Raw genomic sequence first — 19,111 nt, forward strand, 5'->3', positions numbered from 1 at the left:
ATCGAAACGTTCATGTGGCTGTCTGTTTCCAAGACGAAATTTTAAATCAAAACGTTGCCCGTGATTAAAAAAAACAAGCATCTTACTTCTACTCCGTTCCATATAAGGCATTTGACGTATTGTAAAAAGGTAATCGTAAAACGAGATTTGCCCCGAATCCTAAAATCTCATTATGAAATCAATTTTACGCCTGCTGGTTTTTGTTCCGATGCTGACCTTTGCACAAACCTGGCAACCTGTAGGAACAGCAGAGAACGATGCCATCACTTTTTCCGGACTTTCTTATGGAACAAGCGATTCGTCTGATGCCGTACGCGACAGCAACGGAAATATCTACACCGCCTTTCGGGACAATTATTTTGATTCCGGCATCACTGTGAAAAAATACGACGGAACTTCGTGGCAAACCGTCGGAAGCCCAAATCTTTCAAACGGGCCTGTGGCCTATCTGCAACTGGCAATCGCAACAGACAATTCCCTCTACGTTTGTTACTATGATGCTGCAACCGGAACCGGAAAAGCCCAAAAATTCAACGGGACAACCTGGGAAATCATAGGCGGCGCCAGCTTCTCGGAAAGTTATGCTTTTAACCCGGACATCGCCATCGCTCCAAACGGAACACCTTATGTAGCCTATCAGGATAATGCAACGGCGAATAAAATCTCTGTGAAAAAATTCAACGGAACAACTTGGGAAGCCGTTGGCGGACTTGGCATTTCCTCTGGTTTGGGATCTAACGTGAATTTGGATGTCGATAGCCAGAACAGACCCATTGTCGCTTTCAAGGACGGCTCATTTCAGGGAAAGGCGACAGTCCAGCGGTTCAATGGCTCAACATGGGAAATCCTTGGATCGGCGGGTTTCACAGAAGGTACCGTTTACACCTTGAGCCTTGCCTTGCACAACGACATCCCGTATCTCGCACAGGCGCACAATTCCAACTCTGGCGGCATCTTGGATGTGCGACACTTTAACGGATCTGCCTGGGTTTTTGATGGCCCGGCAAGTATTTCGTATTCGAATTCCGCCAATCTGAGCTTCAGTCCTTCGGGCGTTGCGTATCTGAGTTATATGAACGGATTTTACCAGACGGAAGTACGCACATTTGACGGGACAAACTGGAATTCTGCGGGAAACATACTCGAAGATCAATCCACCGTTATCATTACAACATTTGATGCTTCTGAAACTCCAATTATCGTCTATTCCAATTCGAGGAACGGCCGACGCCAGACCGCAAAAAAACTCATATCAAATACATGGACCGCCACTTCATCCTATGCGGACGAAGGCTTTCACAGCTACACCGGTGTCCGCATGGCGACAGATGCATCGACGGGAACCATTTACGCCGTCTATACAGATTATTCCAACTTTGGCTTCGTGGGGACAATCATGAAATTTGATGGTTCTAACTGGCAATCGATGGGAACGCTCAACGGAACGGTTTCTTATTTATATCCGGACACGGCTTACCTCAGCGTTGCTGCTCATAACGGAACCGTTTATGTTTCGTATCCGAGACATGGCGACAATAAGCTCTCGGTAGAAAAAAACAGCGGAAGTGGCTGGACTTATGTCGGAAATGCAGGCTTCACAACGAATAATGTCAAGAAGTCAAAAATCATGGTTTCAGGTTCAGGCATCGCATTCGTGAGTTATATCGATATGGTATCTGGAAAAACCAACATTCGGAAATTCGACGGAACCAATTGGATTACAGTCGGAAGTGCCGATTTTTCTCCGGGAATTGCCGAGAACATGGACATGACGCTCAATCAAAACGGGCAACCCGTGGTAATTTATGCCGATGCAACCGCCTCATACAAAGCAAGTGTACAATATTTTGACGGAACAACCTGGCAAACGGCCGGAACAACCGGAATTTCGAACCTTGGTGTGGCGAATCCGCATGTCGCCTGTGATGCTTTGGGAAATATCTATGTGATTTTTTCAGATAATGCCAACGCATCCAAAGCCATTGTCAAGAAATTCGACGGCACGACGTGGAATTTGTTGGGCGATGCCGATTTCACCGAATCGGGAATCAGCAATGAAAGTATTTTGATTGGCCCTGACAATATGCCCTATATAGCATTTACCGATGCCAGCCAGATGAAACGCTCGGTCGTGATGCGATTTGACGGAACCGACTGGAATTACGTGGGCCAGCCTGTTTCTGCCGGGAGCAGTTTTCCGGAAATGGTTTTTGACGGAAACAATCTTTATGTATCCTACGCCGGAATTTATAATGGTTTCGTAAAGCGGCTTGATGTGACGCAACTCTCACTGGAAACGTTTACAAATCCAAACCAGTTAGTGCTTTGTCCGAATCCGGCCCGCGACATGGTTTCATTAGGAACAGATGCTTCGGTAATGGTCTACGATCTTAGCGGAAAAGCGGTCCTGAATGCGAAAACCATAAATGGAAAAATCAACGTCTCTTCACTTGAAAACGGATTGTATGTTGTAAAAACGGAATCAGACGGGAAATTAAAAACCGCTAAGCTTGTCAAGGAATAAGTGCTTACTATGAAGTTTGAAGTTCAAAAGATCGGGAGATCGGGAGTAGCAGACACAGCTTTCGATAATGTCTTCCGAACTTTTGAACCATCAACTTTTGAACTTCCTAACGAAATCGATGTAGCGACATTGTCCATCCCAAATTTTCCCCTACTTTTGCCGCGTCTAAAATTCAAGCTACATGAAGCCCGATTTGTTCCAAGCACCAGATTATTATTTACTTGACGATTTATTGACCGATGAGCAAAAGCTCGTCCGCGATTCTGCCCGGGAATGGGTCAAACGCGAAGTGTCGCCCATCATAGAAGAATATGCGCAGAAGGCGGAATTCCCGAAGCAAATCATAAATGGCCTTGCGGAAATCGGTGCTTTCGGACCATATATTCCGGAACAATACGGCGGCGCAGGCCTCGACCAGATTTCGTACGGATTGATCATGCAGGAAATCGAAAGAGGTGATTCCGGTGTGCGTTCGACAGCATCGGTACAATCTTCTTTAGTCATGTATCCTATCTGGAAATATGGGAATGAAGAACAGCGAATGAAGTGGTTGCCGAAACTGGCATCGGGCGAATTCATTGGATGTTTTGGTTTGACTGAACCGGATTTCGGCTCGAACCCAGGCGGAATGATCACGAACTTCAAAGACAAAGGCGACCATTACCTTTTGAACGGTGCGAAAATGTGGATCTCGAACGCTCCGTTTGCAGATATCGCTGTTGTTTGGGCAAAAGATGAAGAAGGCAGAATCCACGGACTTGTCGTGGAACGCGGCATGGAAGGCTTCACGACTCCGGAAACACATAACAAATGGTCGTTGCGCGCTTCAGCTACCGGAGAATTGATATTTGACAATGTAAAGGTTCCGAAAGAGAATCTGTTACCGAATAAATCAGGGCTTGGTGCACCGCTTGGTTGCCTAGATTCTGCCCGTTACGGAATTGCATGGGGCGCGATTGGTGCCGCGATGGATTGTTACGATACAGCTTTACGATATTCAAAAGAGCGTATCCAGTTTGACAAACCAATCGGACAAACCCAGCTTCAACAGAAGAAACTGGCCGAAATGATTACTGAGATCACAAAAGCGCAATTGCTTACATGGCGACTCGGAGTCCTGAGGAACGAAGGTCGTGCAACATCGGCACAAATCTCGATGGCGAAACGCAACAATGTGAATATGGCCATCGAAATAGCTCGAGAGGCAAGACAAATGCTTGGTGGGATGGGAATTACAGGTGAATATCCTATCATGCGTCATATGATGAACCTCGAATCTGTCATTACCTATGAAGGTACGCACGACATCCATTTGCTGATTACGGGAATGGATGTTACTGGTTTGGCGGCGTTCAAATAAAAACTTTTAAAGAATTGGATCGGGGAACTGCGGTTGTGGTTCCCCGATTTTTTTTTGCACATTTAACAAATGAGGTAGAAAAACTGCAATTGGGGTATTTTGAAATTCCCGATCTTACTTTCAGGGAAGGGGAAAATGTGTCCCTACAAAATTCCTGAATGATTTGGTTACATAAAAAATGTATCAAATGTTAAAGTGTTGGTCTGCATTTCCAAATCTATTTTTGCAGACTGAATTTTAACTTTTGATACATAAAATCTGTAACTGACATATCGGATAAATCCCGATCTTACCTTCAGGGAAGGGGAAAATGTATCCCTACAAAATCCTGAGATAATCTGATTACATAAAATATGTACATTTTGTTAAAACTTACGTTTATGCAATCAATTATGCTTGAAGTAATTCCCTGCTGACCCGCTCCAAGCCTTTTTAGCAAACGCCGGTTTTATAATGTGTGGCAAGAGCTTCCGTTGGTCGCTTTGCCGCACAAATAAAACCAAGCCGTTTGCGTCAAAAGGCTTTTGCTCGCATCAGGACTAGACTCCAGAAAAATATAACTTATTCGTCCCGAAAACATCTTTATGAACCTATTTTCCAGATTTTCCCTTGTGCTGATTTTTGTAACCACAATTTCATTTTCACAAAACAAACACTACACCCTGATCCTTTCCAAAGGCGACAGAAAAGTGCAGGTTCTCGATTATAACACATTGGAAACGGTCGCTTCAATTCCTGTCGGCAATGATTCGCATGAGGTCGTGACTTCAGACGATGGTTCATTTGCCTATGTTTCGAATCCGGAGATGAACAATAACGGACATGAAATCGACATCATCAACCTCAAGGATTTAAGTCCTGAAAGCCAAATCGATACGCGGCCTTTCTATATTCCCCACGGTTTGGCGTATCAAAAAAACAAATTGTGGTTCACCGCCCAGGGCTCAAAAAGTGTGGCACTTTACAATCTGTCAGAAAATAAAATCGAAGGAGTTTTAGGAACCGGACAGGATTTCACACATCTGATTTATGTCACGAAGGACGGAAATACATTTTACACGACCAATGTCGAATCCGGAACTGTGAGTATTTTTGAAAAGAAGGAAATCCCGCCATATATGCCGCCCACCGGAATTTTACCGGCAAACGCGAAACTGCGCAACGAATGGCGCCAAACACTCGTCAGTGTTGGTGTCGGAGCGGAAGGCTTCGATGTATCGGCCGACGGAAAAGAACTCTGGACTTCGCGTCCGGATGGAAAAATCGTCGTTGTCGATCTTGAAAAAAAGGAAGTCAAATTTGAAATCGACACCAAAGTCCTAGGGTTACACCGGCTTAAAATAACACCGGATGGAAAATCGGTTTGTATTGTCAGTGTCAAAACGGGTGACCTACTTTTCTACGGATTTGTATCGCATAAACTGGAAAAACAAATGAACATTGGCCGCGGAGCCGGAATCTACATAGATAGCGACAATAGAATGTTCGTTTCGTGTACGCCTGATAACTCAGTTGTCGTAATTGACCTAAAAACCCGTGAAGTTATCCGAAAAGTTGACGTGGCTCGACCGGACGGAATCACATCGGTAATCGTAAAATAAAGCAAATCATCGATTTTAACGTATGGGGCGAAACTGTCGCTTATTCCTTTTCGTATTTTTGGAACAGCTAAAACTTCCCTAATGACCGTTTCCCAAATCAATGCTTCGCTTCAGCCTCAGCGCGAACAATTGTTGCAGCATCCGCTGTACGCAAAAATCACGACCCCAGAAGATTTAAATGTTTTTCTCGAAAACCATGTGTATGCCGTTTGGGATTTCATGTCGTTGCTAAAGGCATTACAGCAAAAACTGACGTGTACCACAACACCATGGTTCGCTACGAAAGATGCGGAAACACGCTACCTGATCAATGAAATCGTGCTTGCTGAAGAGTCTGACCTGGCACTTGACGGAAGCCGCAAAAGCCATTTCGAAATGTATCTGGAAGCCATGAAAGCATGTGGTGCTGACACGTCGGAAGTGGAATCGTTCATCCGGAATGTGTTCGATCTGCATAATATTCTTGTAGTAATTCGCCAGAGCAAATTGCATCCGAAAGTCAAATCATTCCTCGAATTCACCTTTACGACCATAGAAATCGGGAAACCGCATTGTATTGCCGCAGCGTTTACCTTTGGGCGCGAAGATTTGATTCCGTCCATGTTCACTGAGATACTGAGGAATTTCCAACTTCAATTTCCGGAAACAGATTTATCGGAACTCGTCTATTATTTTGAAAGACATATTGAACTCGACGCAGATGAACACGGCCCAATGGCAATGCAGATGATTGAATCGCTTTGCGGAGACAATGAACAAAAGTGGAAAGAAGTCGAAGAAGTTTCTATCGAGGCACTTGAAAAACGCATCGAACTGTGGAACGCCATCGAAGAACAGATTTCGATGAAGTCCGAACTGGTCTGACCTATCGACACTTCTGAAGGCAGAAAACCCAACAGACAGGAATGCCGTATATCATCCAAACACAAATCATGAAACGACTTACGGCCTTACTATTATTCGTGACGATTTTTGCAGCCTGCAGTTCTTCTGATGAACCTAGGCCGACGTCACAGAATCCAGTAGTTACTGATCCCACCGACGACACCACGGAAAACCCAATCCCTGAAGAACCCATAGAAACAGGAGCCATAAAATACATGGCATTGGGAGACAGTTATACCGTTGGCCAAAATGTGTGTTCGGCATGCAGTTTTCCCGCCCAACTCGAAGTAGCCATAGAAGCCCATATAACCGGAGGCGTACAAACGGACATGATTGCCACGACGGGTTGGACTACAACGAATCTTATCGATGCTATCAACGCAGCAAATCCGGCACAGGATTACAACCTGGTGACGCTGCTGATCGGGGTCAACAATCAATACCAAAGCAAGCCGTTCAGCCTTTATGAAACCGAGTTTCCTCAATTGGTAAACAAAGCCATACAACTCGCCGGAAACGATATGAATAATGTGATCGTCGTCTCGATTCCGGATTATGCCTACACGCCTTACGGTTCGTCATTGCCCGGAACCATGATGACGATTACCACACAAATCGCACAATACAATGCTTTTGCCAGCAACTATTGCCAGACACACGGAATCGTATTTGTAAATATTACAGATATTACCCAGAACGGGCTCAACAATCCTTACCTCGTCGCTTCGGACGGGTTGCATCCATCAGAAGTGGCTTATGCCTTGTTTGTGGAACGAATTCTTCCCGTAGCTTTGCAGACACTTCCATAATCCATTTACCGATAGAATTCCTTCGTTCGCCTCAAAACCTGTTTTAAAGGCAATTTTAAACGCAACCTTACTGTTAATTTGGCAAATGCTAACGGTATGGAACGAAAGGATTTTTTAAAAGGACTCGGATTATTCGGCCTTGGCATGGCTGTCACGCCACTCGTGGTGAATTGTTCTTCAGATGATTCACAGCAATCAAACGTAGATCAAACGGGTGACTGTAGTGTTTCCCCATCTGAAACTACAGGCCCTTTCCCGACACATTCCCCTTCTTCTCTGGTCCAGACCGATATTCGTGGTGACCGCACCGGAATCCTGCTCAACATTGCCATTACGTTGTTAAATGCAAATGCTTCAGATGCGGCTTTAGACGGGGCACTGATTGACATCTGGCATTGTGACAAAGACGGCAATTATTCGGAATACGGCGGCACGCAGATGCAATCTGTAGATTATACCTCAAATCATTTCCTTCGCGGACGCCAGACCAGCAACAGCGGTGGCGAAGTATATTTCACGTCTATATTCCCGGGATGGTATTCCGGAAGATCGACCCATATTCATGTTCACGTTTACGACGCATCGGGCAACTCGCTTTTAGTGACGCAAATCGCGTTTCCGGAAGCAACGGGAAGTGCCGTCGAACTCGTCAATGCATCCACCGAAAATGGCTATACAAAAGGGATGAACGGTTACACGTACAATGCACAGGATAATGTTTTCTCAGACTCCTATACCTGCGAAATAGCAAGCGTAACCGGGGATGTTACAAATGGATTCACGCTGGAAAGTACGTTGTATGTTCCGGCTTAAAATAATGTTGTTGTTGTGTTATTGAAAAGTCGGAGGGCTTTTCTGAAAAGGGATGCTGGATGAAAATTCGGCATCTCTTTATTTTAGATTACGATTCGGGTGCGAGTTCCACAATGAGACCTTCGATTTCAGGCGTGATGTGGATTTGGCAACCGAGGCGACTGTTAGGTTTGACGTTGAACGCTTCTGATAACATGGCATCTTCATCGTCGCTCATTTCTGGAAGTTCGGTGTCATTGAGCACATAACATTGGCACGAGGCACACATGGCCATGCCGCCGCAGATTCCAATGGTGCCTTCGGGGGCAAGTTCATAAGCACGGACAAGTTCCATGATGTTCATGTTCATATCTGTCGGTGCGTCTACGGTGTGGGAATTCCCGTCGCGGTCTATGATGGTAATGGCAATATCTGACATAAGCTGAAGTTGGCGCAAAATTACATCATAACCAAAACAACTGCAACCTCAATTTAAAGGAGTTCTATGAATTGATTTTTATCAGATAAACCAAAATAACCAAACCAATGAAACGATTTTTAATCCCTATCGCAGCCGTTCTTTTTTTCGGATGCAATGATTCCGAAGACAATCCGTCGGCATCGGCAGAAGTCCCTGCCATTTACCAAAAAATATACGGTGCCACTTCAATCACGAGCGACGGTACATATGTCTACATCAAATCTACCGGAACGCCAGATCACAAAAGTGTCTATTATCCTACCTCGAACCCGCTTTATGAAGATTTCAGCGGAACCACTTTCCACGGAAATACCTTCAACAAAAACCCAAATACCATTACAACGCGCAATTACACTTTCAAACTTCCGATCACACCTGAAGTCAATTCGGCACATCCGGCAACACCTCTGGGCCCAATCGGGATTTCACTCAACGGTGTTCCGTTTTTCAACCAATACGCCGGCCCGAACCAACCGCTCACGAACGAAGTCGTCAGCTTTGACCAATACTGGGGTCATCCGGCACCCGGAGGTGATTATCATTATCATGTAGAGCCGCTTTACCTTACGAGTGTCCTCGCCACAAAATCGGCATTACTCGGTTTCCTCCTTGATGGTTTTCCAGTATACGGCCCACAGGAAAATGGTGTTGATGTTACTGAGGATGCTCTGGATGAATTCCACGGCCATACCAGTATCACTGCTGATTATCCATCAGGCATCTATCATTATCACATCACATCTGTCGATCCGTACATCAACGGCAGCGGTTTCTATGGCTTTCCGGGCACTGTCAGCAATTAGCCTGGTGCTGTTGTTTTTTTGCAGTTGTTCCGATGAGGGAAAGCCGCAATTCTACAATATAGATTCAACTACCATTAGCGAAGAACACGGAATCCTGTATGCCAAAGGAAAAGGATTGAATGGTGTCGTATTCCAACTGACAAAAAATGGCGATACCATCTTCCGGAGCCAATACAAAAAAGGCCTGCCCGACGGACTCTGGAAAAACTGGTTTGAAAACGGCAAGCTTCACGAAATGCGATGGTTTTCAAACGGATCAAAGACTGGTGATTATACCGTCTATTGGGAAAACGGAACCAAAAAGCAGCAATGCCATTTTGAAAAAGGAGAATATGACGGATCCTACAGCGAGTGGAATTCGAATGGAAAACTTATACGGCAGATGCACTACAAAAACGGCTACGAAAAAGGCTCCCAGAAATTATTTTACGACAATGGGAGCATCCGTGCGAACTATGTAGTGATCGATGGACGTCGTTACGGACTTTTAGGAACTAAAAATTGCGTCAATGCGAGCGACAGTATTTTTAAGAAGTAGCGTGTTTCTGTTGTTGCTGATTTCATGTCAGCAGCAAAAAACGCAACCTATTCCGTTTTATGATTCAGCTGATTTTACACCTTTGTTTCTTACGCAAAGCCAGGCCGATAATTCCATCAGACACAAAATTTCATCCTTTTCCTTAACGGACGAAAATGGAAAACCGTTCACCAATTCAAGCATTTCCGGAAAAATCTATGTAGCCGATTTCATCTTTACATCGTGCGGAAGTATCTGTCCAAAAATGACAGACCAGATGAAATTAGTTGGGACAGCATTTGAAAAAGATACTTCCGTGGCAATAGTTTCCTACAGCGTGACACCTTGGATCGATACACCAGAAATACTACGTAATTACAAACACACAAAAGGAATCACAAAACCGGACTGGCATTTTGTGACCGGAAACAAAGCTGAAATTTACGACTTGGCAAGGCGCGGTTATTTTGCCGAGGAAAAATTAGGTTTCAGTAAAAACAGTTCCGAATTCCTGCATACGGAGCATTTTATCCTGGTTGATGCGAAAGGAAGAATCCGTGGGATTTACAACGGAACGCTCGCGCTTGAAGCCAAACAGCTAATTGACGACATCCAGGAATTGAAAAAGGAGGTGAAATAGATTTAATATTTTATTGCGCTCTGTCCCATACAGCTCTGCCGTGCCTCGGCTGTTAAAATCCGCACGCGTAATTCTTACGCATTTTTGTATCGGCATTACGTGATTTTGTATCAGGTTCAGGACAGTTCCTAACTCTAATTTTGTCCTGTAATCTTAAACAAGATAAATCATGTCAAAAACAATTTTTATAACAGGAGCATCAAGAGGTTTTGGAAAACTATGGGCCGAAGCCTTTTTAAAACGGGGCGATAAAGTAGCAGCAACCGCACGTAATTTGTCTGACCTTGACGATTTGGTCAAAACGTATGGTCCGAACATTCTCCCAATCCAACTTGATGTAAACAATAGAGCCGACAGTTTCGCAGCCATCCAAAAAGCTGCAGCGTATTTCGGTACTATTGATGTCGTGATAAACAATGCCGGTTTCGGTTTGTTCGGAACGATCGAAGAAACGACTGAAGCAGAAGCCAGGGCACAATTCGAAACAAATGTCTTCGGCCTTTTATGGGTGACACAGGCGATACTTCCGGTCTTCCGCAAACAAGGCCACGGCCACATCGTACAGGTTTCAAGTATTTTGGGAATCGTAACTTTGCCCTTGCTTGGAATTTACAATGCATCGAAGTTTGCAGTCGAAGGTATCAGCGAAACCTTACAACAGGAAGTCAGTCAATTCGGGATAAAAGTTTCAATGATCGAACCGAACGGGTTCAGTACCGATTGGGCGGGCCCGAGTTCGAACCACACACAACACATGCCTGAATACGATGCCGTCCGTAGTGCTTTTAACGAAGCCAATGCACAGGAAGGTGTGTTTGGGGATCCGAACGCAACATCTGAAGCCGTACTCAAACTCATCGATGCGGAAAATCCGCCGTTACGCCTTTTCCTTGGCAAACACACGCTGCCATGGGCGACTCAGGTGTATGAGGAAAGGCTCGATACCTGGAAGCAATGGAATGAGGTTTCGGTTGCAGCCCACGGAGCTTAATTATCAGTAATTTTACGCAGCCGGCATGTGTCGGCTGCGTTTTTTAATTTTGTGTATGGAACATTTCAAAAGCATAAGCGAATTACACCGTGCCACCGGATTTCCGCCACCCGAAAATCCGCTGATCAGCCTTGTATTATGTGAACGTCTTGAGGCTTGCAACGTGGTCGAAGGTTCATTTACCGGAGATTTTTATCTGATCATGTTCAAAAAGCTCAAGTCCGGAATCATTAGATATGGCCGGACCGAATACGATCATGAAAACGGCTCGATGCTGTTTGCAAAGCCAAGACAAATCATTACCATTGAAGATATCGAACTCGAAGAAAAAGGTTTCCTGATTTTCATCCATGAGGATTTCCTCAACGGACATGCATTACACAACGATATAAAAAAATACGGATTCTTTGACTACGAAACCAACGAAGCATTGCATCTGTCGCCTGCAGAAGAAAAACTGATGTGGGAATTATATTTTAAGATTGAGCAAGAGTATTTAAACAATCAGGATGAATACAGCCGTGAAATCATATTGACGCATATCGATTCGATATTGAAATATTCGCAGCGGTATTACAAAAGGCAGTTTTTGAACCGGACGGAAATTTCAGGAACTACGGTTTCGCGTTTCAACACCTTGTTGTCCCATTATTTCGAAAACGGATTCCTCAAAGAAAATGGGCTGCCGACCGTAAAATCTTTAGCAGAAAAGCTCAATACATCCACAAGATACCTCAGCGATTTATTACGGCAGGAAACCGGAAAAACAGCTATCGAACTGATACATATTTTTCTTGTTGGAGAAGCGAAGAACATGTTGCAGAACCGTGAGTATTCTGTGGCGGAAACGGCATATTCTTTAGGTTTTGAAAACCCGCCTTATTTTTCGAGGTTGTTCCGAAAGGAGACGGGGATGAGTCCGGTTGAATTTAGGAAGCAGTTTTTGAATTGATTATAAATTCTGTGAAAAAACCTCCCAGGATTATAAAACCCGGAAGGTTTATAAACCTGGAAGGTCTATGGTAACGATTATTTTAATACGAAGGCAAAATAATTATCAACACGGGCCTTTGAAAATCAATCAATAGATTTCACGACCGCTTTTTCGGCCTCTTTCCTACTTCCGTCAAATCCATCTACACCGGAAACCGTAGTGTATTTCAGTACATATTTTTTCCCCGGATTCATACGCTGATAGACCGATTGGCACATCAAAGTCGCTTCGTGATAGCCGCAAAGGATCAATTTCAATTTGCCCGGATAGGTGTTTACATCGCCAATAGCATAAATGCCCGGAATATTGGTTTGGTAATCAAGGGCATTGTTGACTTTGATGGCGTTCTTCTCGATTTCCAGACCCCAATTAGCGATTGGGCCGAGTTTAGGCGTGAGCCCAAACAAAGGAATCAGGTAATCTGTTTCGATACGGCGATGCGCTCCGTTTTCTTCAATATCAATGGCTTCGAGCTTTTCGGCTCCCTGCAATCCGACGACTTCTGCCGGAGTAATAAGTTTTATTTTGCCCTGATGCTTTAATTCCTGGGCTTTTTCTACAGAATCCAAGGCACCGCGGAATTCGTTCCGGCGATGGATCAAGGTAACTTCTGATGCTACATCAGATAAAAAGATGCTCCAGTCCAAAGCAGAATCCCCACCGCCGGCAATCACAACTTTTTTACCACGGTAGAGTTCAGGGTCTTTTATGAAGTAATTCACGCCCTTGTCTTCATAGAATTCAATATCTTCTATGACTGGTTTGCGTGGTTCGAAACTTCCCAGACCACCGGCAATGGCAATGGCATGAGCGTGGTGTTGCGTGCCTTTATCTGTGGTGACAACAAACGTTCCGTCCTCGAGGGTTTCGATGGTTTCGGCACGTTCGCCCAACGTAAAACCGGGCTGGAACTGTTTGATTTGTTCCATATGGTTTTTGATCAAATCGCCGGCAAGCACTTCCGGAAAACCGGGAATGTCGAAGATTGGTTTCTTCGGATACAATTCCGTGAGCTGACCGCCAATTTGCGGCAAGGCATCAATAATGTGGCATTTGAGTTTTAGCAAACCTGCTTCAAAAACGGCGAATAATCCGGTTGGGCCGGCGCCGATTATGAGGATATCTGTTTCAATCATTGGATTCGGGTGAATTATGAAAATGGGGTTGCGTGAGACACGAGGCTTTAGCCGAACTGGCGAAGCAGATGCGAGCGGCTATCCTTTTGCGGCTGTAGCAAAGCGGAGGCCGTAAAAGATAGTAGCGGGCCAGCCCGACGACGGCCATACTGAAACTTCATGTCAATCGAAAAGTTCCCGGCCGGCGGCACGCCCAAAATTTTATTTAATCGACATTGACGACAGTCTCTATTTGAGGCGCGTATTTTTTTATGGTGGTTTCCACACCTGCTTTTAGTGTCATCTGGTTGACGCTGCATGCGGTGCAAGCTCCCTGAAGGCGCACTTTTACGTGTTTGCCGTCTTCTACCGAAACGAGCGAAATATCGCCACCGTCACTATTGAGGAACGGGCGGATTTCTTCGAGCGCCTTTTCGATATTCTGGTTTAATTCTGAATTGTTCATATTTCAATTTGAAAATGTGGGAATTTGTAAATTTGATAATGCTTCTGCCTCAAAGTAACAATCCTCACTTGTTGAAACTAACTATTATTCACTACTTGAAATTTCGGCAAATCTGATCATTTTCCAATTTCCAAATTATCAAATTATCTAATTCTTTTTTACCGCTGAACATCCGGCCATTGTCGTGATTTTGACAGCTTCGGTCGGAGGCAGGTTTTCATTTCTGTTGACGGTTTCCTGGACCACGTTTCTTGTGATTTCCTCGAATACAGATTCTATGGCAGATGCTGTCTGAAGCGCAGCAGGACGACCGTAATCTCCAGCTTCACGGATTGATTGTACCAACGGAACTTCTCCAAGGAAAGGCACACCCAAATCTTCAGCTAAATGTTGTGCTCCGGCCTGTCCGAAGATATAATATTTGTTATCCGGAAGCTCTTCCGGGGTGAAATAGGCCATGTTTTCGATAATTCCCAAAACCGGTACTTTGATCGCATCGCTCTGGAACATACCGACTCCTTTTTTGGCATCGGCGAGTGCTACGGCCTGAGGCGTACTGACCACGACTGCTCCGGTGATTGGCAAAGCCTGGACAATTGACAAGTGAATATCGCCCGTTCCCGGCGGCAAATCGAGCAACAGGAAATCGAGCTCGCCCCAATCGGCGTCGAAAATCATCTGGTTCAACGCTTTTGCAGCCATAGGTCCACGCCAGATAACGGCTTGGCTTGGAGCCGTGAAGAATCCGATGGAAAGCATTTTGATCCCGTAAGATTCTATCGGTTTCATTTTGGATTTTCCGTCGACGGTAATCGAAATGGGCTTTTCCATTTCCACATCGAACATGATTGGCATGGACGGCCCGTAGATATCGGCATCGAGAATCCCGACGCGAAAGCCCATACCGGCCAACGTTACCGCCAGGTTCGCCGTGACCGTAGATTTCCCAACGCCGCCTTTGCCCGAAGCAACTGCGATGATGTTCGAAATTCCCGGAATCGATTTTCCTTTTATGGTATTTTCGGCCTCTTTTTCAGGAACTTCAACTTTTGTGTTGACCTTAACTTTGGCCTCGGGAAAGTTTTCCTGGATCAGTCTTTTGATGTCGTCTTCGGCTCGTTTGCGGATGTGCATGGCCGGAGTCGCCAGTACGAGATCAATCACTACTTCGTCGCCAAAAGTCAGGACGTTTTTAACGGCACCGCTTTCGACCATATTCTGTCCCTCGCCGGCAATGGAAATGGTTTCCAGGGTTTTGAGGATTTCTTTTCTGTCTAATTTCATGGTATCAAAACAGCCTTTATTAAGACTGATTACAGATTGCAAAGATAGGGATTATAAGTATTTAAAAACTATCGGCCCAATGCAAAAATTACAGCCTGATTGGATTTACGCAACACATATCCGGCAATCGTTTATCCCTGATTTCAGGTAATTTATCATTTCACAAACGCACCCGATTTAAAAAGTAGTATCTTAGATATACTAATCAAAAACAAAATCTCACATGAAAAAAGTTTTCCTTACCGTCATTCTGGCGTTTGCCGGATTGGCTTCACAGGCCCAGGACAAAGGCATGAAATTCGGCGTCAAGCTTGGGCCGAATTTTTCAACACTCACAGGCGATGCCGATGATGCCAGTGTACGTGTCGGCTTCCACGGAGGTGTATTCGCAGAATTCATGATCACCGATGCTATCGGTATCCAACCCGAAGTCTTATTTTCAATGCAGGGAGCGAATAGTGATTACGAAGCTTACTTTGGCAATATTTTCGACGATGTGGAAGGTTGGGACAAAATAAAGCTCAACTACATCAACGTGCCCATAATGGTCAATTATCATTTTGCCGCCGTTAAAGGTTTAAGTGCCGGAATCGGGCCTCAGGTAGGTTTCCTGATGAGCGCGAAAGAAGAAGGAACCGGTTATGATGCCGAATCCGGAAATTATTACAACTACGATACAGACGTCAAAGATTATTACAAATCCATAGATGTAGCCATTTGCGCAGGCGCACAATATGAATTTTCGTTCGGCCTAATCGCATCGGTACGCGGAAATTTAGGCTTGCTCAACATTGCGGATTATCCTGGTTCGGGAAGCTATAAATTGCACAACAACGTCATCCAGATTTCAGCCGCTTACTCGTTCTTATAACATTTCCTAAAGTCAGTATGGCGCGCCGCAAGCTAACAAAACTTGCGGCGCGCCTTGTTTTGTAAAGCTTCCGTCCTGCTGCCCGCTTCTATCTTTTGTGCCGGGCCCAAAAGGATAGCCGCTCGTATCAGTCGCGCGGACTTCACGCCGATACCTCAAAAAAACCGGTCGCTGTCTTTGCGCTTTGGAAATTCCGATTTGAAAAAGTGCAGTACCTTTTTATTGAATTCGGTAGCGTGTGTGACCAAAGTCGCGTGCCCTGAATTTGGTACGATCCACAACTGGGCATTGGGTAAATTCTCAAAGATAGCTGTGGTATGGGCCACCGAAATCATATCGTGATCGCCGCCGATGACCAAAGCCGGCGTTTGTATTTTGTGTAAATCTTGAGTAGAAATATGTGGGTTTTCGGCCATCAGTTTCTGGAGTTTATACGACAGGGAATCGGCCGGTGATTTTGGCTCTGCCGACTTCATCTTTTTTGAAATCGATAAAAATCCTGCGTTCATATTTTCCCATTCGTTTCCATAAAAAGCAGCTTTATCCGGAAATGTGTTGGCGCCCGTAATCGCTATTTTCTTTACGGTTTCCGGATGTCGTCCGGCAAGCAACAGCGCATCGATTCCACCATCGCTCCATCCTACTACATTCGCCGGTCCGGCCTTCATCTGCTTCAATAAATCGGCAAAATCGTCGGCCATCATTTCATAACTGAGCGAATCTTTCTTATCGATGGATTTTCCCTGTGAACGGCTGTCGACCGCGATCACTTTGTAGTATTTTGAAAACTCGGCAATCTGGTAAATGAAATTGTTGATACTGCCGCCGTTTCCATGTATGAGCAAAAGCGGCTCGCCACTTCCGTAAGTCTCTACATACATTTTTATGCCCCGTACCTTATAGAATTTTCCAGCTTTGTCGTCTTTGCCGAAAGTTGTCGTCTTCAAATCGGCATCGAATGATTTTACAAAATCTTTTTCTTCAGGATTTGTTTGTGATTCGGCAGATGGCTTTTGCGAACAACCAATCAGCATCAGCAATAAGATACAGCTTACCTTTTTCATAGTTCCAGTTCGTTCATCGGATCCCAAAAGTATTTTTCGAAATCGACTATTTTATTGTCCTTGACTTTTATGCCCTCACTTTCGAGAAGTTGCTGCATTAAATTCGTCCCTTCAAAATGATGTTTTCCTGTCAATAATCCGACGCGATTCACGACACGGTGAGCGGGCACGTCCTTTAATCCGGAAGCGTTCATGGCCCAACCTACCATACGGCTCGAACCCGTAGAACCAAGTGCACGCGCGATGGCACCGTAACTCGTCACGCGTCCGTACGGAATTTGGCGGGCGACTTCGTAAACCTTATCGAAAAAAGAAGTTTCAGCCATAATAATATTGAATTATGTTGATTGCCGTGAGGATTGAAATCAGCAATAAGACACTGCCAATGACGTAATTCATATTGTGTATCACACGGGAAGTATACTTTTGCATGCGTTGGAAAAATGTTACGAAACAATAAAAACCAAACCCGGTTCCCAGAATCACGCCGACCACGAAAAGCAAAATGTGCAACTGGGTAAAATCAAAAATCCGGTAGGAATTGAACGCCAGGCTCACAACAACGTAAAACGGAACGGTAAGAAAATTGAGCCCCGAAAAAAGCATCCCTAAAAAGAACCGACGGCTACGACTGGGTAATTTGATCTTTTCTTTTTCGGGCTTCATTTTTTTGGCCCAGAAGAAAAAATAAATGGCCAGCGACATGAAAACCACGAGTGCCGCTTCACGCAGCATAAGGACAACTTCGGGATGTTTGCCCAAATAACGTGCGAACAGGACCGCGAGATAGCATTCTACGGAAATCACCAGAATGGCTCCTGCAACGAATACTTTAGCCGCGCTTTTCCCTTCTGAAATACTGATGCGCAATGCCGTCATATTCAAAAGTCCGGGCGGGATTACCCCAATTCCCGAGGCAGCGAATCCCAAGACGAGCGACAGCAAATAGCGCATGCGTAATTATTTTATTCTGAACCTAATATACGTAATCGCTTTGTCTTTTTCCAAATATTGGGCTTCGTAAAATGTCTGGATTCCGGTGACTTCTTCCGGAGCGCCTTCGTTGCGGTAAATGTTGTGGTTGGCATAGATCACTTCATGGCCTTGTCCGTGCAAAAGACCCAATGTGTAACCGTGCATAAATTCGCTGTCGGTCTTTAAATGCACGATGCCGTTTGGCTTGAGGATTTTTTTGTAACGCGCCAGGAAATCCATATTGGTCATGCGGTGCTTGGTGCGTTTGTATTTGATTTGCGGATCTGGGAATGTAATCCAGATTTCATCGACTTCTCCTTCTGCAAACAAATTTTCGATAAGTTCGATTTGAGTCCGAAGGAAAGCCGCATTGGAAATACCTTCTTCAACAGCGGTTTTTGCGCCTCTCCAAAAGCGTGCGCCTTTGATGTCTATCCCGATAAAATTCTTTTCCGGAAATTTCTTCGCCAGGGCAACCGTGTACTCGCCTTTTCCGCATCCGAGTTCCAGCACCAGTGGGTTTTCGTTTTTAAAGAATTCACGGTCCCATTTTCCTTTGAGAGGAAAACTGCCTGACAGGATTTCCTCGCGTTCGGGCTGGATCACATTGGCAAAGGTCTCGTTTTCCCTGAATCTCTTGAGTTTGTTCTTACTTCCCACGTGGCATTTGTTTTATGAGGCCGCAAAATTACGATTAAAATGGAATCAAAACCGAATGCTCTTATAAAAACCAATCGGAACATTGTTTGACAATTTTAATCCTAAAATAAATTTTGTCAACAAGCATTGACAATTTTTCGTTGACAAAAAAAATTGTCAGCACAAAATTGTCAGCAGATAACAATGACCCGGATTATCCATAGCATAACCAAGAATTTACACTCAGAGACATTCACAATTCGTTACAAAACACTCACATAATCTTTTGGCAAAATTTCG

General features: G+C 44.7%; 20 protein-coding genes. 12 read left to right on the forward strand and 8 right to left on the reverse strand.

What is annotated here, in order from left to right; all coding sequences use genetic code 11:
• Positions 1–172: 172 nt before the first annotated feature.
• The 6 genes from G6047_RS10800 to G6047_RS10825 all read left to right on the forward strand — a co-directional run bounded on the left by G6047_RS10800 (position 173) and on the right by G6047_RS10825 (position 7,992).
• On the forward strand, positions 173–2,524 hold the full coding sequence (locus tag G6047_RS10800; RefSeq protein ID WP_169527632.1) for a T9SS type A sorting domain-containing protein: 2,352 nt from the start codon (positions 173–175) through the stop codon (positions 2,522–2,524).
• A gap of 181 nt (positions 2,525–2,705) precedes the next feature.
• Positions 2,706–3,884, forward strand: a complete 1,179-nt coding sequence (locus G6047_RS10805) for an acyl-CoA dehydrogenase family protein (RefSeq protein ID WP_169527633.1) — start codon at positions 2,706–2,708, stop codon at positions 3,882–3,884.
• A gap of 584 nt (positions 3,885–4,468) precedes the next feature.
• Entirely contained in the window at positions 4,469–5,485 is a 1,017-nt protein-coding gene (locus G6047_RS10810; protein ID WP_169527634.1) for a YncE family protein, read from the forward strand.
• Between the two features lie 81 nt (positions 5,486–5,566).
• Positions 5,567–6,349, forward strand: coding sequence for a DUF3050 domain-containing protein (locus G6047_RS10815; RefSeq protein ID WP_169527635.1), 783 nt, complete (start codon positions 5,567–5,569; stop codon positions 6,347–6,349).
• Between the two features lie 68 nt (positions 6,350–6,417).
• Entirely contained in the window at positions 6,418–7,179 is a 762-nt protein-coding gene (locus G6047_RS10820; RefSeq protein ID WP_169527636.1) for an SGNH/GDSL hydrolase family protein, read from the forward strand.
• A gap of 96 nt (positions 7,180–7,275) precedes the next feature.
• Positions 7,276–7,992 carry a dioxygenase family protein gene (locus tag G6047_RS10825; RefSeq protein ID WP_169527637.1) on the forward strand — a complete coding sequence of 239 codons (717 nt, stop codon included), beginning with the start codon at positions 7,276–7,278 and terminating at the stop codon, positions 7,990–7,992.
• A gap of 88 nt (positions 7,993–8,080) precedes the next feature.
• Here G6047_RS10825 and G6047_RS10830 read toward each other — a convergent pair whose 3' ends face one another.
• Entirely contained in the window at positions 8,081–8,410 is a 330-nt protein-coding gene (locus G6047_RS10830) for a 2Fe-2S iron-sulfur cluster-binding family protein (RefSeq protein ID WP_169527638.1), read from the reverse strand.
• 107 nt (positions 8,411–8,517) lie between these two features.
• Between G6047_RS10830 and G6047_RS10835 the strand changes: the two genes are divergently transcribed.
• The 5 genes from G6047_RS10835 to G6047_RS10855 all read left to right on the forward strand — a co-directional run bounded on the left by G6047_RS10835 (position 8,518) and on the right by G6047_RS10855 (position 12,355).
• A complete protein-coding gene (locus G6047_RS10835) occupies positions 8,518–9,255 on the forward strand; it encodes a YHYH protein (RefSeq protein ID WP_169527639.1) in 738 nt (245 codons plus the stop codon).
• Entirely contained in the window at positions 9,227–9,793 is a 567-nt protein-coding gene (locus tag G6047_RS10840) for a toxin-antitoxin system YwqK family antitoxin (protein WP_169527640.1), read from the forward strand. Before G6047_RS10835 ends, G6047_RS10840 begins: the two co-directional genes overlap by 29 nt.
• Positions 9,765–10,412: an SCO family protein gene (locus tag G6047_RS10845; protein WP_169527641.1), complete on the forward strand. Its 648-nt coding sequence runs from the start codon at positions 9,765–9,767 to the stop codon at positions 10,410–10,412. Before G6047_RS10840 ends, G6047_RS10845 begins: the two co-directional genes overlap by 29 nt.
• A 169-nt stretch (positions 10,413–10,581) precedes the next feature.
• The gene (locus G6047_RS10850; protein ID WP_169527642.1) at positions 10,582–11,403 is read left to right on the forward strand and encodes an SDR family NAD(P)-dependent oxidoreductase; all 822 of its coding nucleotides are present in this window, start codon (positions 10,582–10,584) and stop codon (positions 11,401–11,403) included.
• A 55-nt stretch (positions 11,404–11,458) separates the two neighbouring features.
• Positions 11,459–12,355 (forward strand): helix-turn-helix domain-containing protein, encoded by an 897-nt coding sequence (locus G6047_RS10855; RefSeq protein ID WP_169527643.1) that lies wholly within the window; start codon positions 11,459–11,461, stop codon positions 12,353–12,355.
• A gap of 125 nt (positions 12,356–12,480) precedes the next feature.
• Here G6047_RS10855 and G6047_RS10860 read toward each other — a convergent pair whose 3' ends face one another.
• From G6047_RS10860 to G6047_RS10870, 3 genes are all read right to left on the reverse strand, one after another.
• Entirely contained in the window at positions 12,481–13,533 is a 1,053-nt protein-coding gene (locus tag G6047_RS10860; protein WP_169527644.1) for an NAD(P)/FAD-dependent oxidoreductase, read from the reverse strand.
• Positions 13,534–13,738: 205 nt separating this feature from the next.
• Entirely contained in the window at positions 13,739–13,978 is a 240-nt protein-coding gene (locus G6047_RS10865) for a NifU family protein (protein WP_169527645.1), read from the reverse strand.
• A gap of 147 nt (positions 13,979–14,125) precedes the next feature.
• Positions 14,126–15,262, reverse strand: coding sequence for an Mrp/NBP35 family ATP-binding protein (locus G6047_RS10870; RefSeq protein ID WP_169527646.1), 1,137 nt, complete (start codon positions 15,260–15,262; stop codon positions 14,126–14,128).
• A gap of 223 nt (positions 15,263–15,485) precedes the next feature.
• Between G6047_RS10870 and G6047_RS10875 the strand changes: the two genes are divergently transcribed.
• Positions 15,486–16,133, forward strand: a complete 648-nt coding sequence (locus G6047_RS10875; RefSeq protein WP_169527647.1) for a porin family protein — start codon at positions 15,486–15,488, stop codon at positions 16,131–16,133.
• 155 nt (positions 16,134–16,288) lie between these two features.
• Here G6047_RS10875 and G6047_RS10880 read toward each other — a convergent pair whose 3' ends face one another.
• The 4 genes from G6047_RS10880 to trmB are packed head-to-tail and all read right to left on the reverse strand — an operon-like array spanning position 16,289 to position 18,832.
• A complete protein-coding gene (locus G6047_RS10880; protein WP_169527648.1) occupies positions 16,289–17,197 on the reverse strand; it encodes an alpha/beta fold hydrolase in 909 nt (302 codons plus the stop codon).
• Positions 17,194–17,523: an MGMT family protein gene (locus G6047_RS10885; protein WP_169527649.1), complete on the reverse strand. Its 330-nt coding sequence runs from the start codon at positions 17,521–17,523 to the stop codon at positions 17,194–17,196. Before G6047_RS10885 ends, G6047_RS10880 begins: the two co-directional genes overlap by 4 nt.
• A complete protein-coding gene (locus G6047_RS10890; protein WP_169527650.1) occupies positions 17,516–18,151 on the reverse strand; it encodes a LysE family transporter in 636 nt (211 codons plus the stop codon). The genes G6047_RS10885 and G6047_RS10890 overlap by 8 nt, the downstream gene beginning before the upstream one ends.
• A gap of 6 nt (positions 18,152–18,157) precedes the next feature.
• Positions 18,158–18,832: a tRNA (guanosine(46)-N7)-methyltransferase TrmB gene (trmB, locus tag G6047_RS10895; RefSeq protein ID WP_169527651.1), complete on the reverse strand. Its 675-nt coding sequence runs from the start codon at positions 18,830–18,832 to the stop codon at positions 18,158–18,160.
• Positions 18,833–19,111 lie beyond the last annotated feature (279 nt).

The organism is Flavobacterium silvaticum, assembly GCF_012911565.1.
GTDB classification, from domain to species: domain Bacteria; phylum Bacteroidota; class Bacteroidia; order Flavobacteriales; family Flavobacteriaceae; genus Flavobacterium; species Flavobacterium silvaticum.